The organism is Mycolicibacterium agri (assembly GCF_002553505.1).
In the GTDB taxonomy this organism is placed as follows: domain Bacteria; phylum Actinomycetota; class Actinomycetes; order Mycobacteriales; family Mycobacteriaceae; genus Mycobacterium; species Mycobacterium agri.
The window spans coordinates 73,392-99,873 of the sequence record NZ_PDCP01000002.1; the positions used below are offsets into that span (position 1 = coordinate 73,392).

The following is a 26,482-nucleotide window of genomic DNA, read 5'->3' on the forward strand; positions in this document are numbered from 1 at the left end:
CCTGTTTCGGAGATTACCGCACAGCAGACATATTGCCCACTGACAGATAGAATTCTTGCGGACTTCCTCCATGGCACCTGCAAACGGGTGCGCCTCTGCGAGAGTTGATTCGTCTGGTGAGACGTCTGTTCGCCGAGCTTAAACCCATCAACGTGAGGAGCGGCAATGACAGCCCTGCAGGGACTGCGAGTTCTCGACGTGACTCAGGTGTTGGCCGGGCCGTTCTGCGGTCAGCTGCTCGCCGACATGGGCGCCGACGTCATCAAGGTCGAACCGCCCGAGACCGGCGACCAGTCCAGGCGCGCGCTCGGCTTCTCACTCAAGGGCGACGACACCGCCGCCTTCCTCGCAGTCAACCGAAACAAGCGCAGCCTCACCCTGAACTTGAAGAGCGACGCAGGCCGAGATGCGTTCTACCGCTTGGTTCGACAGAGCGACATCGTCATCGAGAACTTCCGGCCGGGTGTGGCCAAGCGCCTCGGCATCGATTACGAGACGCTGAGCGCCATCCATCCGCCGATCATCTGTGCGAGCATCTCCGGTTACGGCCAGGACGGCCCGTACGCCACGCGGCCCGCGCACGACCTCATCGCGCAGGGCATGGCGGGCCTGATGAGCGTCACCGGCGAGCCCGACGGGCCACCGGCGAAGGTGGGCATCTCGATCGCCGACCTGTCCGCCGGGCTGTTCTGCGCGTACGGCATCGTGTGCGCCGTGGTGGCCCGCCACCGCACCGGACGCGGCCAGTACGTCGACACATCGATATTCGAGGCGCCCATCGCGCTGGCGGTGTTCGAGTCCACCGAGTTGTGGGGTCTGGGCCGGATCCCGCGACCGCTGGGTTCGACGAACCGCACGGCTGCCCCCAATCAGGCCTTGAGGGCGCGCGATGGGTACATCAACGTGTGCGCGGCCAATGAACGCCTGTGGCAGCGGTTGTGCGAGGCATTGGGACGCGACGACCTGCCGAAGGATCCCCGGTTCGCCACGAACATGGACCGCATGGCGCACCAGGGCGAGCTGGCCGAGGAACTGGAACGCACGCTCGTCGAGCGCGACGTGGCCGACTGGGTGGACCACCTGCTGGCGGTCGGGGTGCCCGTGGGCCCGATCCTCAACTACGAGCAGGTGTTCTCCGACCCGCACACGCTGGCGCGCAAGATGGTCGTCGAGATGGAACATCCCGTCGAGGGCACCCTCAAGGGCCTCGGAATACCGGTCAAACTCAGCGATACCCCCGGATCCGTGCGGTCCGCAGCACCGCTGCTCGGCGAGCACACCACCGAGATCCTTTGCAGCCTCGGCTATTCCGATGAGGAGATCAGCCGGATGCGGCGGGATGGCGCGGCGTGACGTTCTCGCCTGCGAGGAATTCAGAGATCGTGTCCGCCAGCAGCTCGGGCTGTTCGAGGTAGCCCATATGGGGCACCCCGCCGAGGATCTTCAGTTCGCAGTCGGGCAGGACTGCGGCCATCTCCTCGGCGAATCGGGGCGGCGTCGCCACGTCGGCGTCACCGGTGACGACCAGGGTGCGCGTCCGAACGCCGCGCAGATCGTCGCGCACGTTGTGCTCGGCGATGGCGCGAAATGTGTTGGCCCACGAGGCGGAATCGTTCTCGAGCAGCCGGCGGTAGGCCCGGTCCACGACCGGCAGCGCCATGCCCGCGTCAGTGAACCAGCGCGCGATCGCCGCCTTGGCGACGGGCTCCATGCCCTCGGCCTCGGCGACCCGCGCGCGGTCGAGGAACACCTCGCGTTCCGACGACGATGTCGTGCAGGAAGTCCCCGACAACACCAGGCCCGTCACGAGTTGGGGGTAGCGGATGGCGATGTGCTGTGCGACCAACCCGCCGAAGGACTGACCGACCACGTGCGCGCGGTCGATACCGTTGCGCTGCAGCAGGCCCGCCACGTCATCGGCGAGGTCCTCGAGGCGCCAGGGACCGGGCGGCGACGGCGACTCACCATGACCGCGCAGGTCAACCCGCAGGATCGCGAACCGCCTCTCGAGAACGGCCGAGGCGGCCGCCCAGAACGTCCGGTCCAGACCGACGGAGTGCAGCAGCACCACCGTCTCGCCGTCGGCCACGCCCGCGCGATCGAAAGCCAACGGAACCGTTCGACGCTCGAGATGCGCACTTCCCATCGCTTCACCCTTCATTCGACAGCCACCGCAGCGTATCGCCAGGTGGACACGGAGTCCATGCCGTGCCACAGCGGTGTGCGGTTATTTCGCAGCGATTTATTGACGATTGCGACCCTCCAGGTCTAGACACGCCTGCGCCCATGTGATGGACTAAATGTCCACACACCGGACAAAATCGGCATCGCCGCCGACCTCGGAGTCGGACGGTGCCGCGGAAAGGTAGCCGTGGCGGATCTGTCACCTCAGCAACAGTCGATAGCCGCGGAGATCCGCGAGATCTGCGCGTCATTTCCCGAGGACTACTGGCAGGACAAGGACGCCCGACGCGAGTATCCCGAGGAGTTCCTCAAGGCGTTGCTCGCCTCCGGCTGGCTCGGAGTGCTCATTCCCAAGGAGTACGGCGGCAAGGGCATGGGCATGACCGAGGCCGCGGTGATCATCGAGGAGATCGCCAAGTCCGGCGCCAACGCAATCGCCTGTCACGCACAGATATACAACGTCGCCATGCTGATGCGGTACGGCTCAGAGGAGTTGAAACAGCGCTACCTGCCGCGCATCGCCGCCGGCGAGATGCGATTCCTGGCGTTCGGCCTCACCGAGGAGGCGGCCGGACAGGACACCAGCAGCATCAGCACCGAAGCCAGGCGCGAAGGCGACGTGTATGTGCTCAACGGCCGCAAGAACTGGCTTTCGCGAGCACAGCACTCCGACCTGATGCTTGCCGTCGCGCGCACCACGCCGCTTGACCAGGCGCCCAAGAAGACCCACGGCCTCAGCGCCTTCCTCGTCGAACTTCCCGTCGAGGGACTGCATCTGCGGCCGGTCCCGACGATGTTCAACATCGAGACCAACGAAGCAGACTTCGTCGACCTTCGGGTGCCCGCCGAAAACCTGGTGGGCGAAGAGGGGTCCGCGTTCCGCTACATCCTCAGCGGCGTCAACGGCGACCGCATCGCCGCGGCGTCCGCCGCGATCGGCGACGCCAGGTGGCTCATCGAACACGCAACGCAGTACGCCAACGACCGCGTGGTCTTCGACCGGCCCATCGGACAGAACCAGAGCGTGCAGTTCCCCATCGCACACGCCTACGCCGCTACCGAAGCCGCCAGCCTGATGCGGTTCCGCGCCGCCGAGAAGTACGACCGAGGCGAGGAGCCGGGCCCGGAGGCGAATATGGCGAAACTCCTTTCGTCGGAAGCCGCCTGGGAGGCGGCCAACGCCGCGATGTCCACCTACGGAGGCTATGCGTTCGCGCGGTCTAAGGGCATCGAGCGGAAGTTCCGCGAAACGCGCTTGTTCCTCAACGCCCCGGGCTCCAACAACCTGATCCTGTCCTACCTCAGCCAACACGTTCTGGGGATGCCCCGAAGCTTCTGAATCCACCGGCCGGCACCGGGCCGCACCGACGTCAACGAAGACACCTTCCGGTCAGGAGTACAAATGAAAACAACAAGGCCATTCTCCGCGTTGCTCGCCGTGATCGCGCTCGCGTTGGTCTACCTCTTGGCTGCGTGCGGCAGCGAATCGCAGAACGCGTCCGGCGGGAACGAGGCCCAGGGCCAGGGCCAGAGTCAGGGCCAGGACGAGAACTATCCCAGCGGGCCCATCCAATTGATCGCACCGGCCGCCGCGGGCGGCGGTTACGACACCACCGCGCGCACGGTGCTCAACGTGCTCCAGCAGACGAAGCTGGTCGACACGCCGATGGTGGTGGAAAACCGCGAGGGCGCAGACGGATCGGTGTGGATGGCGCAGATGGCCACCGACCTCACCGGCGATGACAACGTCATCTCGGTCGGCGGCACCGCGTCGATGTACAACGACGCCCGCGGCGACACGCAACACGACTTCTACGACGTGACCCCGATCGCGTCGCTGATAAGCGAGTATTACGTATTCGTCGTTCCGGCCGACTCGCAGTTCCAATCGCTGAAGGACATCGTCGAGGCCGTCAAGCGCGACCCGCGGTCGGTGCCGATCGGCGGCGGCAGCCTCGACCGCGCCGCGTTCGATCTGGTGATGCTCGCAGCGGGCGGTGATCCGTCCAAGACCAACTTCGTCGAGTACCCGACCGGGGCCGAACAGACCGTCGGCCTGCTCAACGGTGACCTCGCGGTTGGCGTCGCAGGCACCCCAGAGTTCCAGGGCCAGATCGAGTCCGGCGATCTTCGCGCGGTGGCGGTGACCAAGCCCGAACGGTTCTCAGATGCGCCGTACGACACCGTTCCGACGGCGACCGAGGAAGGCTACGACGTCACCCTCGCGAACTGGCGCGGCATCTACGGCCCGAAGGACATGCCCGATTACGCGGTCAAGTACTGGGCGGACACGCTGGGCAAGATGGTCGACACCGAGCAGTGGGCCGAGGCGGCCAAGAACAACCAGTGGGAAACCAATTTCAAGACGGGAGACGAGTTCAAGAAGCTGATCGACGACACCTACGCCGAGATCAAGGACGCCTACCGGGCCACCGGGGTGATTAAGTGAGCGGGCGCGTCGACGCCGAAACCCGCAAAGCACGGTCCGCCCGCCGAGAGGACGCCGTCGCCGCGCTCGTCGTACTCGCGCTGGCGGCGTTCATACTCCTTTACGGGCTGAAGATCCCGGACTCGAGCTACTCGAATGCCATTCTGTCACCGAGGGATTTCCCCTTCCTGACCGGTGCGCTCATGCTGCTCGCGGGTGTTGCGCTGCTGGTGCGCAACGTCTCCGCGCTGCTGCCGAGTCGAGCGCCAACCGAGGGGTCCGAGGCGTCCGAGACGCCCGAGTCCGAGCCCGCGAAAGATCAAGCGCCCGCTGAGGATTCGGACGACGAGTTCGAAACGGGTCGGGCCGCGCAGGATCCGCGAATCCTCGGAATGCTGCTCGCCCTGCTGCTCGGCTACATACTCGTCTTCGTCTGGCTCGGTTACGTGTTGTCCACGTTCGCCTTCCTGACCGCCTCGACAATGCTGCTGTCGCCGCGCCGGCCGGTTCGCAATGTGATCTTCGCCGCGGCGCTCAGCACCGCCATCTATCTGCTGTTCACGGTGGGACTGAATGTGCGGCTGCCACCGGGACCGTTGGGCGGGTTGCTCTGATGGATACCTTAGGCCTGCTTGGCGACGGCTTCGCCGCGGCGCTGACCGCGGAGAACCTGTTGTGGGTGCTGGTCGGTGTGCTGGTCGGCACCGTCGTGGGCATCCTCCCGGGGCTGGGGTCCATCACGGCGGTGGCGCTTCTGCTGCCGCTGACCTTCAACCTGTCCCCGCTGGCGGGCCTGATCATGTTGTGCGGGGTCTACTTCGGGTCCCAGTACGGCAGTTCCACCACCGCGATCCTGGTGCGAACTCCCGGCGACATGGGGTCTGTCGTGACGACGCTCGACGGCTATCAGATGGCGCTGCGCGGACGCGCGGGTCCCGCGTTGTTCACCGCCGCGATCGGGTCGTTCCTCGCGGGCACGGTGTCCATTGTCGCGCTGACGTTCCTCTCGCCGCTGTTCGCGCGGCTCGCAATCAGTTTCGGGGCCGCCGAGTACTTCCTGCTCATGCTGTTGGCTCTCTTGCTGGTCGCGACCTTGACCACCGGGTCCACGATCAAGGCGATCATCGCGGCGCTGTTCGGGTTGTGGTTGGCAACCATCGGAACCGACGCCGCCAGCGGCGTCACCCGATACACCGGCGGGAACCTGCATCTGATCAACGGCATCGACTTCATCGTGGTGGCGATCGCATTGTTCGCGATGGCCGAGGCGTTGCGAGTGCTGTCGCATCCGGCGGGCAAGAAGTTGAAGCCCCACGCCGTCGGACGCATCACGATGAGCAAAGAGGATTGGCGGCGCTCGGCAGGACCGTGGGCGCGGGGCTCCGTGCTCGGTGTGATCGTCGGCGTGCTTCCCGGCATCGGACCGTCGCTGGCCTCCTATGCGTCCTACATCCTCGAAAAGAATGTCGCCCGCAAGGAACGCAAGGCCGAGTTCGGCCGCGGCGCAATCGAAGGCGTCGCCGGCCCCGAGGCGGCGAACAACGCCGGTGTGGGCGGCGCGCTGGTGCCGATGTTCACACTCGGAATTCCGGGATCGGCCACGACGGCACTGCTGCTCTTCGTGTTCACCATGCACGGGCTGCAGCCGGGACCTCAACTGTTCCACACGAATGCGCCGCTGATCTTCGGGATCATCGCCAGCCTCTACATCGGCAACATCGCACTGCTGGTGCTGAACCTGCCGATGGTGGGCCTGTTCGCGCGACTGCTGCGCGTGCCGCAGGAAATGCTCTACACCGGCGTTGCCGCCCTCGGCGTGCTGGGCGCATACGCGTTGGGCTTCGACCAGTTCGACCTGTACCTGCTGTTCATCTTCGGCATCGTCGGTTACCTCATGGACCGGTACGGCTTTCCCGCGGCGACCGCCATCTTGGCGATGGTCCTCGGACCGCTGGTGGAACAGAACCTCAGCCGGGCACTCAATGTCGCCGGCGGCGACCCGTTCGTGTTCGTGCAGCGGCCGATCTCCCTCGCGCTCGTCATCGTCAGTGCCCTCGTACTCCTCGGCCCGATGATCACGAAGGTCATCCGCAGGCAACGGGCGCGGCGCGGCGGCGGCAGCACCGTCGAACGCTCGGAATCCACTGAGGAGCCTGCTCCGGCCGCACAGTAACAGGCCTGTCCCCCACCATCACTGAGAGGAATTCACAGTGCTTCTAGACGTGTCCCAGCCGCTGCACACCGGCATGCCCAAGGCGGCCCCGCTGTCTGACGTCAGGGTCGAACCCGTCCTACGTATCAAAGACGGAGACGCGTTGGACACATCGGAGCTCTCGATGCCCTCGCATGCAGGGACACATGTCGACGCACCGTCGCACGCGATTGACGGCGGGGCAACGATCGACGAGATACCCACCGACCGGTTCCTCGGGCCCGCCGTGGTGTCGGCCGTGCGGTGTGAACCAGGCGAGGTGATCGGCATATCGCATGTGCTCGACGGCGGACCGGAACCGACCGCAGGCGACATGCTGTTCCTCGACACAGGCTGGGGGGCACGGTTTTTCGACGACAGCTACTACGACCATCCCAGCCTGGAGCCCGAGCTCGCGCAGTGGCTGGTCGACAAGGGTGTGAAACTGCTCGCCGTGGACATGATCACCCCGGACCTGGCCCACGCACGGCGCAGTGAAGGATTCGATTACCCGGTGCACAAGATCCTGCTCGGCAACGATGTGCTGATCGCGGAGAACCTCTCCGACATGAGTGCTTTCGCAGGCCGACGGGTGTTCGCCTACGCGTTTCCGTTGATCGTCCGCGGCGGCGATGCCGGCCACGCCAGGATTGTGCTCTCCGACGAGCCGGTCGGCTGACGCCTCACGGCGTCAGCGCGCCGCCGTTCACCTCGATCACCTGGCCGGTGACGTAACCGGCCATCACCGGTGAGGCCAGGAACAGCACGGGGCCGACGCAATCCTGCGGAGTGCCAATGCGTTTGAGCGGATTGCTCGCCGCGATCTTCTCGAGCCGCTCCGGCGTCGAGTGCCGGTCGTGGAACGGCGTGTCGATCACTCCCGGCGCCACCGCGTTCACCCGGACACCGGAGCTGCCGACTTCCCGCGCCAGGCCACGGGTGAAGGTGCTCACCGCCGCTTTGGCCGAGGCATAGATGACCGACCGCCCTCCCCCGCCGGTCCGTGCAGCGATCGAGCTGACGTTGACGATTGCGCCGCTGCCGCGCTCGACCATCGTCGGCACCACCCGTCGGCAGACCCGGAACACAGTGCCGATGTTGAGATCCATGATGTGCTGGTAGACCTCGTCGCTGACGTCGGCGACCTCGGCGCGTTGACCGAGATCGCCCGCGTTGTTGATGAGGATGTCGATGGAGCCGAGTTCGGCCTCCACCGCCCCGACGACCTCGTCGGCGCCGCTCGGTTCGGTGAGGTCGGCCTTGACCAGAAGCCCCCGCGCGCCTGCCGACGTGACCGTGTCGAGCACCGCTCTGGCGCCGTCGGCGTTGCTGCGATAGTGCACCGCAACAGATGCGCCTGCCGTGGCAAGGGCGACGGCGACGGCTGCGCCGATTCCCGAGCTCGCCCCGGTCACCAACACCGTCTGCCCGCGGAATTCCTCCATGCCGGCCGCCTCCTCAATTTTATGGACAATATGTCTACTGAGTGGGACTCACAATATCGCGCTCTGGACCTGCTGCAGAGCGTGGTGCATAGACTGACATTCAGTGTGCCGAACTAATAGTCTACCTGCGACAATAGCCAGGCGTGACGCACGTCTCAGATGACCCTAGACAACGTGCTGTCCGTGTGGTGGACTAAATGTCCGTGCAGTAGGACTCCTGTCGCAGGTGTTGCCGGCGACCTAAGCCGTCGAGGAGGACAGCGCTGATGATCAAGTCCCACGTCCGCCGATCCCTGGGGGTGATCGGCATCGCGACGGCACTCGTCTCGGGTTGCGCTGCGCAAGGCGGCGGGGACGGCGCCTGGCCCGGCGGCGAACAGATCACCTACGTGGTCCCCTACAGCCCAGGCGGCTCAACCGATCCGGTGGGCAGAGAGTTCTCCCGCCAACTCGCCGAGGCCGCCAAGGCGAGTGCCGTCGTGGAGAATCTGCCCGGCGGCGACGAAACCATCGGCCTGACCAAGGTGATCGAGGCGGAGCCGAACGGCTTGACGCTCGGGCTGAGCTCGGCGACCGGGGTGATAGTCCAACCGATCGTCAACAAGAACCTGCCCTTCCAGACGGCGGACGACTACACCCCGATCGTCAAGATGGTGGAGGCACCCAATGTGCTTGTGGTGGCGGCGAATTCGCCGTACAAGACGCTGGATGACCTGATCGCCGACGCCAAGAGGCGGCCGGGGCAGGTGCGGGTCGGCACGACCGGTGAGCTCACAAACAACACCTTCGTGCTGGTCAGCCTGGAGGATCAGGCAGGCATCGACCTCAACATCGTGCCGTTCAGCGGCGGCGCGGGTGAAGCCGTGCTCGCCACGTTGAGCGGCAACATCGACGCGGCCATCCCCACGGCGGCAGGGCAGCGTTCCTTCATCGACAGCGGTGAACTGCGCGCGCTCGCGCACACCGGTGACGCCGAATACAACGAGGTCCTGCCGGGATCGGTGCCGTTCAGCGAGGCCGGCTACGACGTGCCGTTCTCGTCCGACTACCTCACCGTGGCCGCGCCTGGCCTCCCCGACGACGTTCGCGAGGAGATCGTCGCGAAGGCCAGTGAAGTGGCCGGTAGTGACGAATGGGCGGCATGGTGCAAGGAGGCCGGATTCGTCGCCGACCCGATGTCGGGCGCCGAACTCGACGAATGGATCGCTCACACAACCGAAGCGAGCAAGAAGGCGATCGAGCTCGTCCAAAACAGCAGACAACAGAACTGACAGTCGCTCGCACCAGCCGTCCGCCAATCCGTCGACCCCACGAGAGGAAACCTGTGGCGCGCGTTCCCTACCTATCCGCTGATGATCTGCCAGAGAAATATCGCGACCTGCTGTCGCGACCGATCAATCTGTTTCGCGGCCTTGCGAACTCCCCGGAGGCCTTCGCCAAGTACCACGCGCTCGGTGAATGGATCCGGTGGGACTGCGAGCTCGATCCTCGGCTGCGCGAATTGGTGATTCTGCAGATCGGATACCTCGCGCACAGCCCGTATGAGTTCAGCCACCACATCGAGATCGGCCGCAAGTTCGGCGTGACCGACCAGGATGTGCAGGGGCTGATCGACCTGGCGGAGGGACGTGATACGCATTTCACCGACCAGGAACTCGATCTGCTGAAGGCCGCCGCTCATCTCGTCGACGACAACACCGTCCCGGCCGATCTCTGGGATCGCTTGGCAGCGTGGATGTCACCGGCACGACTGGTCGATTTCGTTGTGGTGGCAACCTTCTACTGCATGGTGGTGCGGGTGCTCGGCACTCTGGAGATCGACGTCGAACCGGAGTACGAGCAGTATCTCGACCAGTTTCCGTTGCGGAGCCCGGTATGAGCCAGCCGGAGTCCGCGCTCGGTGTCGCGGGTAACGGCAGGGATCCACGGATAGCCTGGCACGACCCTCAGCGCCGGGGCCGGATGCTGCTGGGGGCCGTGAGTTTGATGGTCGCCGTCGGCTATCTCGTCGAGGCACTCGGCATGCCGCGCGGCACGGCCGAACATCCGGGGCCCGGTCAGTGGCCGATCGCCGTCGGCGTGGCCTGGATCGTCATCTCGATTCTGGTCATCGCCGAGGCCGTGGTGTCGCGCGAAGTCGGCGGCGAAGTGGAACTTCCCACCGGCGACGAGCGCCGTGACCTTCTGATCTTCCTCGGCGCGACCATCGCGTTCGTCGTACTGCTGCCCTATCTGGGTCAGTACATCGCGGCGGCGCTGTATGGGGTTGCGATCGTGAAGCTGTTGAGCAATCTGTCGTGGCCGCGCGCGGCGGCCTACGGCGCTGTGCTCGGCATCGGCATCTCGTTCGCATTCATCACACTGTTGCAAATCAGGCTTCCCGTCGGACTTTTCGGCGGGTTTTAAAGGATCACTCGTGGGTACCATCGACGGCTTCATGCAAGGGCTCTCCCTTGCCGTCACGCCCGAACTGCTGCTTGCCGCCTTCCTCGGCGCATTGGCAGGCACGTTGATCGGCGTTCTGCCCGGCCTCGGCCCCGTCGCGGGTGCGGCACTGGTGCTGCCGCTGACGTTCGCCTACTCCCCCGCGGTCGGCCTGATCCTCATCGCAGGCATTTATTTGGGCGCGCAGTACGGCGGTTCGACGACCTCGGTGTTGCTGAACATTCCCGGTGACGCCTCCGCGATCGTGGCGACGTTCGACGGTCACGAGATGGCGAAGAAGGGCCGCGCCGGGCCGGCGTTGACGATCATGGCCATCGGGTCCTTTATCGCGGGCACCGTGGGCTTGACCATTCTGGTGTTCACGGCCACGAGCGTTTCGCGGCTCGCACTGAACTTCGGGCCGCCGGAGTTCTTCGCGTTGACGGCGGGCGGGCTGCTTGCGCTCGCCCGCATCTCGGGCGGCAGCGTGGCAGGCGGGTTGCTTCCGATGATCCTGGGCATCGCGATGGCGACCGTCGGGCTGGAAGCAGCCACCAGTTATCCACGTTTCACCTTCGGCAACAACGACTTATCGCTGGGCTTGAGCATCGCCACCGTCGCAGTCGGCCTCTACGGCATCTCGGAAATGATGTACATGATCGAGAGCCGAGACGCCGACCGACGGCCCATGCGCATCGGCATGCGTGACCTCATGCCCTCCGCCGAGGAGTGGAAGCGCGCGGTGACGCCGTGGTGCCGGGGCTCACTGCTCGGCTTCTTCTTCGGCCTGCTTCCCGTCCCCTCGGCCACCCTGTCGACCTTCACCTCCTACAAGCTCGAGCAGACGGTTTCCAAACACCGCAAGGAACTCGGCAAGGGCGCCGTCGAGGGGATCGCCGGGCCGGAAGCGGCCAACAACTCGGCGGCGATCGGAAGCCTGGTGCCGGTGCTGGTGTTGGGACTGCCGTTCTCGGCGACGTTGGCGCTGATGATCTCGGCCATGGTGGTTCAGGGCATCCAGCCGGGCCCCATGATCCTGACGCAGCGACCGGAGCTGTTCTGGTCGGTGGTCGCCGCGATGGTCGTCGCCAACTGCATGCTGCTGGTACTGAACCTGCCGATGGTCGGGGTGTGGGTGCGGGTGCTGCAGATCCGCCGGCCGTATCTGGTGGCCTCGATCGTGCTGATCGCCGCGATCGGCAGTTACAGCGTGTCGTACAACATCATCGACGTCCGGCTGATGATCGCCATCGGCATCGTCGGCTACGTGCTGCGCAAACTGAACTTCAGCCTGGCGTCACTGCTGGTCGGTCTGGTCCTCGGGCCGCTGATCGAAAAGTACTTCATGCAAAGCATGTTCATCTCCCGCGGCGACATCGGGTATCTGTTCAGATCCCCCATCTCGATCGGTGTCTGGACGTTGGTCGCGATCGTGCTGATCGGCGGCCTGTTCACGCCGTTGCTTCGGCGGCGACGCACGCGCAGGCCGAAACCGACGACCGACGAGACCCAAACCACCGACGACGCGAAGAACATGGCAGAGGAAACGCATGGCTGACCGACTGAAAGACAAAGTGTGTATCGTCACGGGCGCAGGCTCGTGCGGTCCGGGGCTGGGCAATGGCCGCGCGACCGCGATCGCCTTCGCCCGCGAGGGTGCGTCGGTGGTGATCAACGACCGCGACGCCGATGCGGCCAAACCCACGCTCGCCGCCATCGAGGAAGCGGGCGGCACCGCCTCGGTGTGCATCGGCGACCTGACCGACGCCGCCGACGCCGAGGCTCTCACCCAGCACGCAGTCGACACCTTCGGGCGAGTTGACGTGCTGCACAACAACATCGGGATCAACGGTCCCGGCTCGGTCGTCGACATGACCGAGGATCTGTGGGACCGGGTGATGTCGGTGAACGTGAAGAGCATGGCGCTGACATCGAAGTTCGCCATTCCGGCCATGGCCCGCAACGGCGGCGGCGCCATCGTCAACATCTCGTCGATCTCGGCGTTGCGGCCCCGCGGACTCACCCCGTATTCGGCGTCGAAGGGGGCGGTGATCGCGCTGACCAGGGCCATGGCGGTCGATCACGCGAAAGACGGCATCCGGGTCAACTGCATCGCCCCCGGACCGATATACACCCCGCACGTGATGGACGGCATGACCGAGGAGCGCCGGGAGCGGCGCCGCAAGGCGTCCCTGCTCGGCATCGAAGGCACCGCATGGGATGTCGCGTACGCCGCGGTGTATCTGGCCTCCGACGAGGCGCGGTACGTCACCGGCGTGACGATTCCCGTCGACGGCGGCGTCACCTTGACGAGCGCGGGCCGATGACGTCGGCCGAGCCTCTGGTGGTGGCCGTCCTCGACGACTATCAGGGCGTCGCCGCGGACTGCGCGGACTGGAGCCGGCTCGGACCGGCGGCCGACGTCCGCTTCATTCGCGAGCACATCGACGACGACGACCGGCTCGTCGAGACATTGAAGGACTGCCACGTGGTGGTGGCGATGCGGGAGCGGACGCCGTTGCGCGCCGACATCCTCGGCAAGCTCGACGAGCTTCGCCTCGTCGTCACCACCGGTATGCGCAACGCCTCGATCGAGCGGGTGCCCGGCGTGGTCTTCTGCGGCACAAGGGGTCTGGTGTCGCCCACCGTCGAGCTGACCTGGGGGCTGCTGCTGGCCGCCCGCCGACGGCTGATCACCGAGTCGGAGGCACTGCGCGAAGGACGCTGGCAGACCTCGATAGGCGAGGGCCTGGAGGGCAGCACGCTCGGCGTGTTGGGCCTCGGCCGGATCGGCACCCGGATGGCGCGGATCGCGGCGGCGTTCGGCATGAACGTGATCGCCTACAGCCAGAACCTCACCGAAGAGCAGGCGCGGGAGGCCGGGGCCGTGCGTGCGAAATCTCTGCAAGCACTGTTCGCCGATGCCGACACCGTGACGATCCACCTTCGGCTCAGTGATCGGACGCGCGGCCTGGTGGGCGCCGCAGAGCTAGACCAACTGGGCCCAACCGGCCTGCTGGTCAACACCTCTCGCGGCGAGATCGTCGATCAGGACGCGCTTCTGGCCGCGCTGCGCGACGGCCGCATCGGCGGGGCCGCCCTCGACGTCTACGACCAGGAGCCACTGCCCGCAGGCCATCCGATACTGTCTGCGCCCCGCACCACGCTCAGCCCGCACCTCGGATACGTCACCCGGCAGAACTACGAGTTGTTCTTCTCCGACGTCGTCGAGGACATCGAGGCGTTCATCGCGGGCAAGCCGATACGAATGCTCGAAGACGGCTGACGACCGAGGTTTCCGAGGTTTCCAAGGTTTCCAGGGTTTCCAGGAGGGATCACATCCGTGACACGTAAGCTCGAAGGCAGAACCGTCGTCGTCGTCGGCGGCGGACAGACACCAGGCCAGACGGCCGGTAACGGACGCGCCGCGGCCATCACCTACGCCGAGGCCGGCGCCAAGGTCCTTGTCGGCGACCGCGATCTGGACGCGGCGAACGACACCGTGAAGGCCATCCTCGACGCCGGCGGGGAGGCGTGGGCGGCGACGGTCGACGTGACCGACGAGTCCTCCATCGTCGAACTGATCGGCACCGCGCGCCAGATGTGGAACCGGATCGACGTGCTGCACAACAATGTCGGCGTCAGCCTTGCCGGCGGTGACGCCGTGATTACCGACATCGATGCGGAGGCCTTCAACCGGGTCATCGACATCAACCTCACCGGAATGGTGTTGACGTGCAAGCACGTCATTCCCATCATGCGGGAGCAGGGCGGCGGCGTCATCATCAGCATTGGCTCGCTGGCTTCGATGATCGACTACCCCTACATCGCCTACAAGACATCCAAGGCCGGTGTGGTGGCGATGACGCAGAACATCGCGATCAGGCATGCGCCAGAAGGCATCCGCGCCAACGCGATCCTGCCGGGGTTGATGGACACGCCGATGGCGATCGAGAACCGCGTCGGGCTTGGCGGCAAGACACGAGAGCAGGTGATCGCCGAGCGCAACAGCCACGTGCCGCTGCGCGGCCGCATGGGTACCGCATGGGACGTCGCGCGCGCCGCGCTGTTCTTGGCGTCGGACGACGCGCAGTTCATCACGGGTGTTGCGCTGCCCGTGGACGGTGGCCAGTCCCTGGCCGTTGGGTGATGTGGAGGGGAGACAATCGATGACGGCTACAGAAGCGACGACGCCACAACCGAAGCAGACCGTTGAGCTGTACTGGATGCCGGGGTGCAGCAGCTGCCTTCGCATGAAGGAATTCGTGGAACGATCCGGCCTCGACTTCGTGGCGATCAACGTGGATCAGGAACCCGAGCGCGCCGACAAGCTCACCAAGTTGGGCTTGCGAGTGCCCGCCGCCTGCATCGGCGACACCTGCGTCACGGGAACACATCTCACCAGCGTCGCGAAGCTGCTCGGAATCGAGTACTCCGCGCCGGAGATGCTGGAGCCGGCCGAACTGATGGCCCGCTACCGGCGAGTGATAGAGGCGCTGTGCGATCTGATCGTGCAGATCCCCTCGGAGCGTGGTGATTTCAAGCTGCCGGGTCGCGACCGCGACGTCACCTCGCTCGCCGGCCACGCGGGTTGCGTCATGCGGTACTTCCTCGGCAAGTACGACGACGACGATTATGAGGAGTTCTTCGAAGACCTCGAGCCGGGCTACCGCGACGCGCCACGGCTGGTCGCGTTCGCCAAGGAGACGCTGCAACAAGCCGAGACATGGTGGGCGCAGGACGGTCACGACGATCCGCTGGACCGGGTGGTGCCGTTGTACTGGGGCCACCGCACCCTGGCCGAAGGCCTCGAACGGGAGGTCTGGCACACGGCGCAGCACACGCGGCAACTTGCCTACATGCTCGAGCACATCGGTGTCCAACCGCGCGGTGCGCTCACCGCGGACGACCTGGCGGGCCTGCCCCTTCCTGAACGGATCTTCGACTGATGGACGACCACGGTTCCTCGTTCGCCGAAATCGAGGAGGTCACCGGCGACGATCCCCGTGCGCTGCTCGACCGTCCCGGCCTCGTGCTGGTCCAGTTCTGGGCGGAATGGTGTTCGCCCTGCCACGCAATGCGCGCCGAGATCGAGCGCTTCGCCGCAGAAGCTCACGACGACGTCGCGATCTGCGCGGTCGATATCACCGAATCCCCCCGCACCACCCAGCATTTCGGGGTCAGCTCGGTGCCGAGCATCGTCATTCTGCGCGACGGGGAAACCGTCCATCGCTCCGCGGGTGCCAAGCGGCGCTCGCAGATCGCGCGGCTTGTCGCGGGGGCGCGTTGACCGTGCAAGCCGTCGTGTACGCCAGCCCGGGACGACTCGAACTGCAGGACCGGCCCGATCCGACGCCTGCGCACGACGAGGCGCTGCTCGCGGTCTCCCACGTCGGGGTGTGCGGCACCGACCTGCTCGTCTGGGAGGGCGGTCTGGAGCGGGTGCGCCCGCCAGTGGTGTTGGGACACGAGTTCAGCGCCAGCATTATCGAGGTGCCACCCGATACGGGTCTGCGGCCCGGTCAGCCGGTCGTGGTGGAGCCTCTGCTGTCGTGCGGCGAGTGCACGCCGTGCCGAACCGGCAACAGCCACGTATGCGTGCGACTCGGTTTGGTCGGTATCGATGTCGACGGTGCCGCGGCGCCGACCGTCGCAGTGCCCGCCCGCAGGCTGCACCCGGTGCCGGAGGCTTTGGGTCTGCGCGAGGCGGCGCTGGCCGAGCCGACCGCGGTGGCCTGCCACATGGTGAACCGGGCGGCCGTGACACCGGGGATGACGGTGCTCGTCGTCGGCGGCGGGCCGATCGGAGTTCTGGTCGGGCTCGTCGCGCACGCGAACGGTGCGGGCCTTGTCGTCGTCAGCGAGCCGAACAAGCATCGGCGCGCGATCGCGGAATCCGTTGGGCTGCTGACGTCGTCGCCCGATGACGAACCCGTTGACCAACTCGCCGCACGCGCGGGTGCCGACGGCTTCGACGTCGCCTTCGAACTGACGGGGCTCGGGGTCGGCCTGCAGACCGCGATCGCCGCGGCCAGGGTGCGCGGCACCGTGCTGCTCGGCGGGCTGCCGCACGGTGCGATCACCGCCGCGACGGCTCCCGCGGTTCTCAAGGAACTTGAGCTGCGGGGGTCACGGGTCTATCGAAGCGCCGACTTCAAGACTGCGCTCACGCTGCTCGCCGACGGACGCGTCCCGGCGAAGCATCTGATCACCAAAGTGGTTGCGCTGGACCAAGCGATTGACGGTGCCTTCAAGGCGATCCGCGACGACAAAGCGGAGATGAAAGTGCTCATCGATGTCGGAGGCGATGCTTCATGACCACACCGCAGCGTCCCCCGCTGGGACGCATGGACGGCCGCGTGGCCGTGGTGACCGGAGCCAGCACGGGTATCGGCGCTGCGATTGCCCGGGAATTCGTCCGCGCGGGCGCGAAGGTCCACGCCGTCGCGCGCCGGCCCGACGTCATCACCGACAACATCGGCGCCGACGTGGTGGCCTCGGGCCAATGCGTGCCTCACAAGGTCGACGTGTCCGACGCCGACGCGGTGCGGGCGCTGGCCGATGAGCTGCGCGACAGCGAACCCGTCGACACCTTGGTGTGTGCGGCCGGCATCAACGTCACCCGCAGGCGTATCGCGGAGTTGACCCTCGACGGGTGGCACCAGCTGGTCGCCACCAATCTCAACGGAGTCTTCTACTGCCTCAACGCATTTCTCGACGAATTACGGGCCAACCACGGGGATTTCGTGGTGATCTCGAGCGTGGCGGCGAGCTGGCCCGACCACAGCGGGCCGGGCTACGGGGCGACCAAGTCCGGGCTCCTGGGCCTGGCACGCGGCACCGGCATCGACGAACACGCCAACGGCGTTCGGGTGTCGACGATTCTGCCCGGCATCGTCGACACGCCCATCCTCGACAACCGCCCCATACCCCCGCCACCCGAGCTGCGGGAGTGGTGCCTCAAGCCGGAGGACATCGCCGCGACCTGCCTGCTGGCGGTGACATTGCCGCCGCGAGCCAACTTGGCCGAGGCCACGATGGTGGCGACCCGGTTGCAGTCGCTCGGCAAGACGCAGCAGGCGAACCCGCAACTGCCGCCCGACCTCGCCCCCTGACCGCCGAACCTCAACGCCTGACCGCTCGAATGTGAAACTGGCGACGGTTTACGGCCGTTTTGCGTCGTCAGATGCACAAACGGCGGGAGGCTATAGGTAGGTCACGCCCAGCACGACCAGCGACAGCAGCACGGGCGAAACCGGCAGCGCGCACAGAAATGCCGCCAGCACCTCCCTTCGCTGGCGATAGGCCCGCCAGCCCAGGAAGCCCGCGACGAGGCCCAACACGAACGACACCGCGGCCACCACCAGCACCCAGCTGCTCACCGTGCGCGTGGCGATCGCCGCGGAGATACCGGCCAGCCACAGCATGTGGCCGATGATCAACCCGCCGATGCCTGCGACCCAGATCGCTCGCGCTGTACCGGGCTGCTGACCCACGCTCAGAAGTTGATCATGTGGCCGACGAGCCCGTGGAAGCACTCCTGCAACGCCTCCGACATCGTCGGGTGCGTGTGCACGTTGCGCGCCAGTTCGGTCGCGGTCAGGTCCCACTTCTGCGCCAGAGTCAGCTCGGGCAGCAGCTCGGAGACGTCATGGCCGATGAGGTGCCCGCCGATCAGCTCGCCGTACTTCGCGTCGGCGATCAGCTTGACGAACCCGCTGGGGTCGCCCATGCCGTGCGCCTTGGCGTTGGCGGTGAACGGGAACTTCGCGACCTTGACGTCGTAGCCCTCTTCGCGGGCCTGTTCCTCGGTCAGCCCGAAGCTGGCGACCTGCGGCTGGCAGAACGTCGCGCGCGGCATCATCCGGTAGTCGCCGAGCGGCAAAGTGTCTGCACCGCCGATGGTTTCGGCCGCCACCACACCTTGGGCCTCTGCGACGTGGGCGAGCTGCAGCAGCCCGGTGACGTCACCGATCGCGTAGATGTGTGGCACGTTGGTGCGCATGTAGTCGTCGATGCCGATGGCCTTGCGCTCGGTGAGCGCCACGCCGGCCTTGTCCAGCCCGTAGCCCTCGACGTTCGGCGCGAAACCGATGGCCTGCAACACCTTTTCGGTCTTGAGCTCGTCGGACTTGCCGTCCTTGCTGACCGTGACGGTGACGTCGGACCCGTTGTCTTTGATGCCTTCCACCTTGGTGCCGGTGAGGATCTTGACGCCGAGCTTCTTGAACTGCTTCTCGATCTCCTTGCTCACCTCGGCGTCCTCGTTGGGCAGTGCGCGCGGCAGGAACTCGACGATGGTGACGTCGACGCCGTAGTTGCGCATCACATAGCCGAACTCCATGCCGATCGCGCCCGCGCCCGCGATGACGATCGATTTCGGCAGCTCCCGCGACAGGATCAGCTTCTCGTAGGTGACGACGTTGTCCGACAGTGACGTGCCGGGCACCAGCCGCGTGCTGCTGCCGGTGGCGATGATGACGTTGTCGAACGTCACCGTCTCGCTGCCGCCCTCGTTGAGGTCGACCTCGAGCGTGTGGTCGTCTGTGAACTTGCCGTAGCCGTGAATCTCGGTGATCTTGTTCTTCTTCATCAGGAAGTGCACACCGGCGACACGGCCCTCGGCCACCTTGCGGCTGCGGTCGAACGCGACGCCGTAGTCGAACGTCGCCTCCCCGCTGATGCCGAACTGCTTGGCTTCCTTGGTGAAGATGTGCGCGAGTTCGGCGTTGCGCAGCAGCGCCTTCGACGGAATGCAGCCCACATTGAGGCACACCCCGCCCCAGTACTTGGGTTCGACGACTGCGGTGTTCAGCCCGAGTTGCGCCGCGCGAATCGCTGCGACATACCCGCCGGGACCTGCTCCGAGAACAACGACGTCATAGTGGCTCACTCCGCCAACCCTAGTAGGGGATGACACCCACCAGACAACGGCTTGCGTGTTGGCAGAAGTAGAAGCCGTACAGCACGGCGGCCGCGGCCGTCGACGCGAACGGCGCCGACATCAACGCGATGCCCAGCGCGGCCTTCACCGGCCTGCCCGGCGCCATCGCCGCGATCAGCGCCGCTACGGTGCACACCCCCAGGTACACCAGCACGACGAAGACGGCGGGCGTCTTGTTGATCGAGTGGAACCACCAGTAGTACAGCCCCAGCCCGATCACCGCCGCCACCACCCAGACAGCCGCCACGACCAGCATGAATGTCCATCGCTTGATGGCCGCACCCTCGTCCGCGGCGGCCAGCCTGGCCGGGATGGCTTGCGGCTGCTCGGCGACGACGGGCATCTCGCCGGTGAACATGGGCGTGAACGGCGCGGTCGGTTCGCCGGGCAGTGCGTCACGCTCGGCGTCGGTCTTGGGCTTCGTGTCGACGGCGACGATGGCGTCCTGCGCGTCCTGCGCGTCGCGGGCCTTCAGGGCTTCCTGGGTGTTTCTGGTGTGCTGAGTCTTGTGAGCGTCCTGGGTGTCGCGGGCATCCTGCTCGCCGGGCCGGATGCGCGGCGGATGCCAGCCCACCGGCGCGCGATGGCGATGGGCGCCCCGATAGGTCTGCTGCTCAGGCACCGTGCACCGCCTGAAACGCGACCAGCGCACCGAACCACCCCGGTGCGACGGCAACGACTGACGCGCCCAGCGCCGTCATCCAGCGCCGGTGCGACAGCAAAACCATCACCATGCCCAACGCGCTCGGCACCCCGACCACGAGAGCGATGACGACATCGGGCCGGACCGTCGCGCTGACCACCACCGTCGCCGCGGTCGCCGCGATGAACCCGATCGCGGCGCCGACGAGCATTGCGCTGGTCAGCACCCACCCCCGTGGAATCGGTATCACATTTCGACGATAACGCCGCCGTACCCGCGAACGCGGCTATCCGCGCGGCGCGTTCGGTATCGGACGTGCATCGATTGCGTCTGCGGGAAGACCAAAGCGTGACCTAGGCTCGCGACGTGAGCGATTCCACGCGCGGTGTCGGTTCGCCGACCGAACTGGCACGGGCGCTCGAGGCGACCGGCTACCTCGCCGATGACGGCCTGGCAACGGCGGCCTACCTCGCGTTGCGGATGGGACGGCCGCTGTTCTGCGAAGGCGAGCCCGGCACCGGGAAGACCTCGCTCGCCGCCGCGCTGGCGGAGGCGCTGCACTTGCAGCTGATCCGCCTGCAGTGCCACGAGGGCATCGACGCCGCGCAGGCGCTCTACGACTGGGACTTTCCCCGGCAGTTGCTGCACCTGCGCACGCTGGAGGCCGCCAGCGCCGGGCACCTCGAGGCCGACTCCGCAGAACGCTCCCTCTACACCGAGCGGTTCCTGCTCGCGCGGCCGCTGCTGCGCGCGCTCACCGAAGCGCCGTGCGTGCTGCTCGTCGACGAAATCGACAGGGCCGACGACGAATTCGAGGCGTTCCTGCTGGAAGTGCTCGACGACAACGCGGTCACCATCCCCGAACTGGGCGAGGTGCGGGCGGCGTCGCCGCCGATGGTGGTGCTGACCTCCAACCGCACCCGCGACGTGCACGACGCTCTCAAGCGGCGCTGCCTGTACCACTGGCTCGAACACCCCGACCTGGCGCGGGAGGTCGCGATCCTGGGCAAGCGCATCCCCGACATCACCGAGGCGCTCGCCAAGCAGGTGGCCGAAGCGGTGCACGCACTGCGCCGCATGGACCTGGTCAAGCCGCCCGGCGTCGCCGAATCGCTGGACTGGGCGCGGGCGCTGCGCGAGCTCGACCGCGATGTCCTCGACGCGCAGAGCGCCGCGGCCACGCTCGGCGCGGTCATCAAGTACCACGAGGACTCCGAGCGCATCGCCAAGCTGGGTTTGGACCGCCTGCTGGCCGGGTGAGACGCGAATGCCCGCAGGCCCCGACATCACGACCCCCGACCCGCTCGTCGGCGTCGCGGGATTCGCGCGTGCCCTTGCGGCCGCGGGCCTGCCGGTGGCGTCCGATTCGGTGGAGACCTACACGCGGGCACTGCGTCACACCGACGTCGCCGACCCCCTGGCGGTGTACTGGACCGGACGCGCGACGCTGTGCCGCGACCCCGCCGACATCCCGCGCTACGACCTGGTGTTCGAGAACTGGTTCTCTCGAACCGTGCCGAGGCGGGCACCGCACCGGGCCGCGCAACCACGCCGCGCCCGAATCGCCGCCCTGCAGACCGCCGGGGCCGCCGACGCGGGCGCCGACGCGCAACACCTGCGGGTCGCCGCCGACGACACCGAGATCCTTCGGCACCGGGATATCGCCGAGCTGACCGTCGCCGAACGGGCACACCTGGCCGAGCTCATCACCGAACTGCGCCCGCACCCCGCGACGCGTCCCGCGGTGCGGCTGCGGCCGTCGCGCCGAGGCCGTGTCGACGCACGTCGCACGGTGCGCCACATGCTCGCCGCGGGCGGTGAACCGGTGCGGCCGCGGCGGCACCGCAAGGCGACCCGGCCACGCCGCACCGTGCTGCTGCTGGACGTATCCGGCTCGATGAGCCCGTATGCGGATGCCCTGCTGCGCTTCGCGCACGTCGTCGCCCGCGCCAACCCGGCCACCGAGGTGTTCTCGCTCGGCACCCGCATGACCCGCCTGACGCGCGCGCTGCGCATCCGGGATCCCGAGCTCGCGCTGGCCACCGCGGGCCGGACGGTGCCCGACTGGGCCGGCGGCACCCGGCTCGGCGAGACGATGCGCGCATTCCTGGACCGCTGGGGGCGACGCGGCACCGCCCGCGGCGCGGTGGTGGTGGTCTTCTCCGACGGCTGGGAGCGCGGCGACCCCACGCTGCTGGCCGAACAGATGGCCGCGCTGGCCCGGCTCGCGCGTGCGGTGTTGTGGGTCAACCCGCATGCGGGGGCGGCGGATTATCGGCCAGTGCAATCGGGGATAGCGGCCGCGCTGCCCTACGTCGACCGGTTGCTGGCGGGGCACAGCCTCGGCACGCTGCAGCAGCTGCTCGACGAAATCCGCAACGCCTAGGCGCGACTGGCAGTCGCGCTGTGCTAGTACCGATTTCGTCGTTTCAACCGTTCGCGGCCGTCGGCCAGAGCAGAGTATGCCTATGCGCATCACAGTCACCGTCGATGGAACGACGTACACAGACGACGTGGAGCCGCGGCTCCTGCTCGTGCACTACCTCCGAGAACGGCTCGGCAAGGTCGGGACCGTGGTCGGCTGCGACACCAGCAACTGCGGCGCCTGCACCGTGCACCTCAACGGCTACAGCGTCAAGTCGTGCTCGGTGCTGGCCGTGCAGGCCGACGGCGGCGACGTCATGACCATCGAAGGCCTGTCGCGAGACGACGGGACGCTGCACCCCGTGCAGGAGGCGTTCCGCGACAACCATGCGCTGCAGTGCGGGTTCTGCACGCCGGGCATGATCATGCAGGCCATCGACCTGCTCTCGGAGAATCCCGAACCCGACGAGGAGGCGGTCAGACACGGCCTGGAGGGCAACCTGTGCCGCTGCACCGGCTACCAGAACATCGTGCGAGCCGTGCAGGACGCGGCGCAGCGACTGCGCGCATCGGCGACCGACACCCCGGAAACCGTTGCAGCCAAAGCTGATACCGCAGGAGGCGTGCGATGACGGCCACTGCTGAACCGGAAATCGGCAAGGCGAGGGTCCGCAAGGAAGACCACCATCTGATCACCGGACGCACCAGGTGGACCGACAACATCGTGTTGCCGGGCATGCAGCACATGGCCATCCTGCGCAGCCTGGTCGCGCATGCGCGCATCAGCCACATCGACACCAGCGCGGCGCGCAGCATGCCCGGCGTGGTGGCGGTCTACACGGGCGCCGACTTCGCCGAGGAGCAGGGCAGCCTGCCAAACGCCTGGCCCATCACCGAGGATATGAAGGCGCCGCAGGCGCCCTCGCTCGCGGTGGACACCGTGAACTTCGCCGGCGAGGCCGTCGCCGTCGTCGTCGCGCGCACCGCATACGAGGCGCAGGACGCGCTCGAGGCGATCGACATCGAGTACGAGGAACTGCCGGTGGTGCTCGATCTCGCGGCGGCCGCCGAGGACGGCGCCGAGCTGGTGCATCCCGATCTGGGCACCAACGTCAGCGCGGTGTGGACGTTCGACTCCGCAGAGGCGGGGACGGGTGCCGACGTCGACGAGGCGATCCGCGACGCGGAAGTGGTGCTGGAGCGCACGTTCCGCCAGCAGCGGCTGATTCCGGCGTTCATGGAGCCGCGCTCGGTGGTGGTCGACCCGACCGGCCCCCACTTCACGATGTGGTCGGCCACGCAGATCCCGCACATCCTCAAGCTCATGTTGGCGATGACGTTGGAGATCGGAGAGCACAAGGTGCGCGTCATCGCCCCCGATGTCGGCGGCGGCTTCGGCGGCAAGCTTCAGGTCACCCCGGAAGAGGTGATCGCAATGCTCGTCGCGCGCAGGCTCGGCAAGCCGGTGAAATACACCGAGTCGCGCAGCGAATGCATGCTCGCGGCGCACCACGGCCGCGACCAGATCCAGAAGCTGACGCTGGCGGCCCGCCGCGACGGCACGGTCACCGGGCTGAAGGTCGAACTCCTCGCCGACATGGGCGCCTATCTTCGGCTGGTCACCTCCGGCATACCGATCCTGGGCGCGTTCATGTTCAACGGGATCTACAAGTTCCCGGCGTACCGCTTCACGTGCACCAACGTGTTCACCAACAAGACACCCACCGACGCCTATCGCGGCGCCGGACGTCCGGAGGCGACGTTCGCCATCGAGCGGATGATGGACGAGCTCGCCGTCGAGCTGTCGCGGGACCCGCTCGAGCTGCGCGAGCAGAACTGGATCAAGCACGAGGAGTTCCCGTTCGACACGGTCGCGGGGTTGACCTACGACTCCGGCAACTACGAGGCGGCCACCGCGAAGGCGCGTGAGTTGTTCGACTACGACGGGTTGCGGCGCGAACAGGCCGAGCGCCGCCAGCGGCAGGACCCGGTGGCGCTCGGAATCGGCATCTCGACGTTCACCGAGATGTGTGGGCTGGCGCCGTCGCGGGTGCTCGGCTCGCTGTCCTACGGTGCGGGCGGCTGGGAGCACGCGTCGATCCGCATGCTGCCGACCGGCAAGGTCGAGGTGGTCACCGGGTCGTCCCCGCATGGTCAGGGGCACGAGACGGCGTGGAGTCAGATCGTCGCCGACCAGTTCGGGGTTCCGTTCGAGGACGTCGAAATCCTGCACGGTGACACGCAGAGCTCGCCGCGCGGGCTGGACACCTACGGGTCGCGGTCGCTGGCGGTCGGGGCGATCGCGGTCGTCAAGGCGGCCGAGAAGGTGATCGCCAAGGCCAAGCCGTTCGCGGCGCACATGATGGAATGCTCCGAGGACGACCTGGAATTCACCGCGGGCAAGTTCCGCGTCGCGGGGACCGAGAAGGCCGTCACGCTCCCCGAGGTCGCGCTCGCGGTGTTCGCCGCGCACGATCTGCCTGACGGGCTGGAACCGAACCTGGACGCCGAGGCCACCTATGATCCGGAGAACTTCTCGTTCCCGCACGGAACACATTTGTGCGCAACGGAAGTCGACACCGAAACCGGCCAGGTGCGGATCCGGTCCTATGTCTGCGTCGACGACGTCGGTCACGTCGTGAACCCGCTGATCGTCGACGGGCAGGTGCACGGCGGGCTCGCGCAGGGCATCGCGCAGGCGCTGTACGAGGAGGCCGTGTACGACGACTCGGGCACGCTGGTCAACGCGTCGTTCTCCGAATACCTGGTGCCTGCCGCGCCGGATCTGCCGTCGTTCATCACCGGGCGGACCGAAACGCCGTCCACCACAAACCCGCTCGGCGTCAAGGGCGTTGGTGAGGCCGGCACGATCGCGTCGACGCCCGCCGTGGTCAACGCGGTGATCGACGCGGTCCGACACCTCGGTGTCACCGACATCGAAATGCCGTGCAGCCCAATGAGGGTATGGCACGCGATCCAACAGGCGAAGGGAGGCGCCCGATGATTCCGTCGAACTTCGACTACGTCGCACCGGCCACTGTCAGCGAGGCGGTGGCGGCGCTCGCGCAGGGCGGTGAGGACGCCAAGGTCATCGCGGGTGGCCAGACCCTGATGCCGGTGCTGAGGCTGCGGCTGGCCGCCCCGAGCGTGCTCGTCGATCTCGGCAAGATCGAGGAGCTTCGCGGCGTGCGCGAGGACGGCGACAGCCTGGTGATCGGCGCGATGACGACTTACTATGCGTTGCTGCGCAATTCGCTCATCAGCAAGCACGCGCTGCTGCTGGCGGAGGCCACTCGCACAGTCGCCGACCCGCAGATCCGGCACCGCGGCACGCTGGGCGGGAACCTCGCACACGCCGATCCGGCCGGCGACCTGGCCGCGCCTGTGCTGGCGTTGGACGCGACGATGACGATCGTCGGCCCGTCCGGTGCCCGCACCGTGCCCGCCTCGGAGTTCTTCGTGGACTACTTCACCACCGCGCTGGGGCCCGAAGAGATCCTCACGGAGATCAGGATTCCGAAGCACACGGATTGGCCTGCGCACTACGAGAAGATGCACCGGGTGGCCCAAGCCTGGTCGATCGTGGCGGTGGCGGCCACCGTGGAGGTAGATCAGGGCACCGTCGCACAGGCGCGCATCGCGCTGACCAACGTGGCGCCGACGCCGACGCGGGCCCGCGCGGTAGAGGAAGCGCTGATCGGTCAGCCCGCCAGCGATGAGTTGATACGTACGGCGGCAGAGCATGCGGCAGAGGGCATCGACCCGATCAGCGACGGCAATGCCGACGCCGAATACCGCAGCCATCTCGCGAGGGTGCTGACACGGCGGGCGGTCGCGACGGCCGCGGGCGTCTGACCCA

At 67.0% G+C, this 26,482-nt stretch carries 28 protein-coding genes; 22 read left to right on the forward strand and 6 right to left on the reverse strand.

Features of this window, described 5'->3' with window-relative positions:
- Positions 1–165: 165 nt before the first annotated feature.
- Positions 166–1,353 carry a CaiB/BaiF CoA transferase family protein gene (locus CQY20_RS01505; RefSeq protein ID WP_097937885.1) on the forward strand — a complete coding sequence of 396 codons (1,188 nt, stop codon included), beginning with the start codon at positions 166–168 and terminating at the stop codon, positions 1,351–1,353.
- Here the strand turns inward: CQY20_RS01505 and CQY20_RS01510 are convergent.
- Positions 1,322–2,146, reverse strand: a complete 825-nt coding sequence (locus CQY20_RS01510) for an alpha/beta fold hydrolase (protein ID WP_163700925.1) — start codon at positions 2,144–2,146, stop codon at positions 1,322–1,324. The two genes, CQY20_RS01505 and CQY20_RS01510, sit on opposite strands and share 32 nt — an antisense overlap.
- A gap of 225 nt (positions 2,147–2,371) precedes the next feature.
- Here CQY20_RS01510 and CQY20_RS01515 point away from each other — a divergent pair, with 225 nt between their 5' ends.
- The 5 genes from CQY20_RS01515 to CQY20_RS01535 all read left to right on the forward strand — a co-directional run bounded on the left by CQY20_RS01515 (position 2,372) and on the right by CQY20_RS01535 (position 7,482).
- Positions 2,372–3,523, forward strand: coding sequence for an acyl-CoA dehydrogenase family protein (locus tag CQY20_RS01515; RefSeq protein WP_207767234.1), 1,152 nt, complete (start codon positions 2,372–2,374; stop codon positions 3,521–3,523).
- A gap of 63 nt (positions 3,524–3,586) precedes the next feature.
- Positions 3,587–4,633 carry a tripartite tricarboxylate transporter substrate binding protein gene (locus CQY20_RS01520; protein WP_097937887.1) on the forward strand — a complete coding sequence of 349 codons (1,047 nt, stop codon included), beginning with the start codon at positions 3,587–3,589 and terminating at the stop codon, positions 4,631–4,633.
- Positions 4,630–5,226: a tripartite tricarboxylate transporter TctB family protein gene (locus tag CQY20_RS01525; protein ID WP_097937888.1), complete on the forward strand. Its 597-nt coding sequence runs from the start codon at positions 4,630–4,632 to the stop codon at positions 5,224–5,226. The genes CQY20_RS01520 and CQY20_RS01525 overlap by 4 nt, the downstream gene beginning before the upstream one ends.
- Positions 5,226–6,785 carry a tripartite tricarboxylate transporter permease gene (locus CQY20_RS01530; protein ID WP_097937889.1) on the forward strand — a complete coding sequence of 520 codons (1,560 nt, stop codon included), beginning with the start codon at positions 5,226–5,228 and terminating at the stop codon, positions 6,783–6,785. The genes CQY20_RS01525 and CQY20_RS01530 overlap by 1 nt, the downstream gene beginning before the upstream one ends.
- Before the next feature lie 37 nt (positions 6,786–6,822).
- Positions 6,823–7,482: a cyclase family protein gene (locus tag CQY20_RS01535; RefSeq protein ID WP_133119012.1), complete on the forward strand. Its 660-nt coding sequence runs from the start codon at positions 6,823–6,825 to the stop codon at positions 7,480–7,482.
- A 4-nt stretch (positions 7,483–7,486) separates the two neighbouring features.
- Here CQY20_RS01535 and CQY20_RS01540 read toward each other — a convergent pair whose 3' ends face one another.
- Positions 7,487–8,248: an SDR family NAD(P)-dependent oxidoreductase gene (locus CQY20_RS01540; RefSeq protein ID WP_097937891.1), complete on the reverse strand. Its 762-nt coding sequence runs from the start codon at positions 8,246–8,248 to the stop codon at positions 7,487–7,489.
- 266 nt (positions 8,249–8,514) lie between these two features.
- On the opposite strand from CQY20_RS01540, the gene CQY20_RS01545 reads away from it, so the two are divergent.
- Genes CQY20_RS01545 through CQY20_RS01595 form a run of 11 tightly spaced genes read left to right on the forward strand, consistent with a single transcriptional unit; the run spans position 8,515 to position 17,787 of the window.
- Complete coding sequence (locus CQY20_RS01545; RefSeq protein ID WP_097937892.1) at positions 8,515–9,519, forward strand: Bug family tripartite tricarboxylate transporter substrate binding protein; 1,005 nt, start codon at positions 8,515–8,517, stop codon at positions 9,517–9,519.
- Positions 9,520–9,572: 53 nt separating this feature from the next.
- Complete coding sequence (locus CQY20_RS01550; RefSeq protein WP_097937893.1) at positions 9,573–10,127, forward strand: carboxymuconolactone decarboxylase family protein; 555 nt, start codon at positions 9,573–9,575, stop codon at positions 10,125–10,127.
- On the forward strand, positions 10,124–10,654 hold the full coding sequence (locus CQY20_RS01555; RefSeq protein WP_097937894.1) for a tripartite tricarboxylate transporter TctB family protein: 531 nt from the start codon (positions 10,124–10,126) through the stop codon (positions 10,652–10,654). Before CQY20_RS01550 ends, CQY20_RS01555 begins: the two co-directional genes overlap by 4 nt.
- 10 nt (positions 10,655–10,664) lie before the next feature.
- Positions 10,665–12,230 carry a tripartite tricarboxylate transporter permease gene (locus CQY20_RS01560; RefSeq protein ID WP_097937895.1) on the forward strand — a complete coding sequence of 522 codons (1,566 nt, stop codon included), beginning with the start codon at positions 10,665–10,667 and terminating at the stop codon, positions 12,228–12,230.
- Positions 12,223–12,999, forward strand: coding sequence for an SDR family NAD(P)-dependent oxidoreductase (locus tag CQY20_RS01565; RefSeq protein ID WP_097937896.1), 777 nt, complete (start codon positions 12,223–12,225; stop codon positions 12,997–12,999). Before CQY20_RS01560 ends, CQY20_RS01565 begins: the two co-directional genes overlap by 8 nt.
- On the forward strand, positions 12,996–13,958 hold the full coding sequence (locus CQY20_RS01570; RefSeq protein WP_207767235.1) for a D-2-hydroxyacid dehydrogenase family protein: 963 nt from the start codon (positions 12,996–12,998) through the stop codon (positions 13,956–13,958). The genes CQY20_RS01565 and CQY20_RS01570 overlap by 4 nt, the downstream gene beginning before the upstream one ends.
- 57 nt (positions 13,959–14,015) lie before the next feature.
- Entirely contained in the window at positions 14,016–14,822 is an 807-nt protein-coding gene (locus CQY20_RS01575; RefSeq protein WP_163700927.1) for an SDR family NAD(P)-dependent oxidoreductase, read from the forward strand.
- A 19-nt stretch (positions 14,823–14,841) separates the two neighbouring features.
- Complete coding sequence (locus CQY20_RS01580; protein WP_097937898.1) at positions 14,842–15,621, forward strand: glutaredoxin domain-containing protein; 780 nt, start codon at positions 14,842–14,844, stop codon at positions 15,619–15,621.
- Entirely contained in the window at positions 15,621–15,962 is a 342-nt protein-coding gene (locus CQY20_RS01585) for a thioredoxin family protein (RefSeq protein WP_097937899.1), read from the forward strand. Before CQY20_RS01580 ends, CQY20_RS01585 begins: the two co-directional genes overlap by 1 nt.
- 2 nt (positions 15,963–15,964) lie before the next feature.
- Positions 15,965–16,990, forward strand: a complete 1,026-nt coding sequence (locus tag CQY20_RS01590; RefSeq protein WP_234816062.1) for a zinc-dependent alcohol dehydrogenase — start codon at positions 15,965–15,967, stop codon at positions 16,988–16,990.
- Entirely contained in the window at positions 16,987–17,787 is an 801-nt protein-coding gene (locus CQY20_RS01595; RefSeq protein WP_207767236.1) for an SDR family oxidoreductase, read from the forward strand. Before CQY20_RS01590 ends, CQY20_RS01595 begins: the two co-directional genes overlap by 4 nt.
- Before the next feature lie 90 nt (positions 17,788–17,877).
- Here the strand turns inward: CQY20_RS01595 and CQY20_RS01600 are convergent, their stop codons facing one another.
- The 4 genes from CQY20_RS01600 to CQY20_RS01615 are packed head-to-tail and all read right to left on the reverse strand — an operon-like array spanning position 17,878 to position 20,509.
- Positions 17,878–18,168, reverse strand: coding sequence for a hypothetical protein (locus CQY20_RS01600; RefSeq protein ID WP_097937901.1), 291 nt, complete (start codon positions 18,166–18,168; stop codon positions 17,878–17,880).
- Positions 18,169–18,170: 2 nt separating this feature from the next.
- Positions 18,171–19,565, reverse strand: coding sequence for a dihydrolipoyl dehydrogenase (gene lpdA / locus CQY20_RS01605; RefSeq protein WP_097937902.1), 1,395 nt, complete (start codon positions 19,563–19,565; stop codon positions 18,171–18,173).
- A 10-nt stretch (positions 19,566–19,575) separates the two neighbouring features.
- The gene (locus CQY20_RS36070) at positions 19,576–20,238 is read right to left on the reverse strand and encodes a hypothetical protein (RefSeq protein WP_308494449.1); all 663 of its coding nucleotides are present in this window, start codon (positions 20,236–20,238) and stop codon (positions 19,576–19,578) included.
- Positions 20,231–20,509, reverse strand: coding sequence for a putative holin (locus tag CQY20_RS01615; protein ID WP_174814691.1), 279 nt, complete (start codon positions 20,507–20,509; stop codon positions 20,231–20,233). Before CQY20_RS01615 ends, CQY20_RS36070 begins: the two co-directional genes overlap by 8 nt.
- A 116-nt stretch (positions 20,510–20,625) precedes the next feature.
- Between CQY20_RS01615 and CQY20_RS01620 the strand changes: the two genes are divergently transcribed.
- From CQY20_RS01620 to CQY20_RS01640, 5 genes are all read left to right on the forward strand, one after another.
- Positions 20,626–21,519 carry an AAA family ATPase gene (locus CQY20_RS01620; RefSeq protein WP_097937903.1) on the forward strand — a complete coding sequence of 298 codons (894 nt, stop codon included), beginning with the start codon at positions 20,626–20,628 and terminating at the stop codon, positions 21,517–21,519.
- A gap of 7 nt (positions 21,520–21,526) precedes the next feature.
- On the forward strand, positions 21,527–22,645 hold the full coding sequence (locus CQY20_RS01625) for a vWA domain-containing protein (RefSeq protein WP_097937904.1): 1,119 nt from the start codon (positions 21,527–21,529) through the stop codon (positions 22,643–22,645).
- A gap of 82 nt (positions 22,646–22,727) precedes the next feature.
- Positions 22,728–23,255, forward strand: coding sequence for a (2Fe-2S)-binding protein (locus tag CQY20_RS01630; RefSeq protein WP_097937905.1), 528 nt, complete (start codon positions 22,728–22,730; stop codon positions 23,253–23,255).
- The gene (locus CQY20_RS01635; protein WP_097937906.1) at positions 23,252–25,627 is read left to right on the forward strand and encodes a xanthine dehydrogenase family protein molybdopterin-binding subunit; all 2,376 of its coding nucleotides are present in this window, start codon (positions 23,252–23,254) and stop codon (positions 25,625–25,627) included. Before CQY20_RS01630 ends, CQY20_RS01635 begins: the two co-directional genes overlap by 4 nt.
- A complete protein-coding gene (locus CQY20_RS01640; RefSeq protein WP_097937907.1) occupies positions 25,624–26,478 on the forward strand; it encodes an FAD binding domain-containing protein in 855 nt (284 codons plus the stop codon). The genes CQY20_RS01635 and CQY20_RS01640 overlap by 4 nt, the downstream gene beginning before the upstream one ends.
- Positions 26,479–26,482 lie beyond the last annotated feature (4 nt).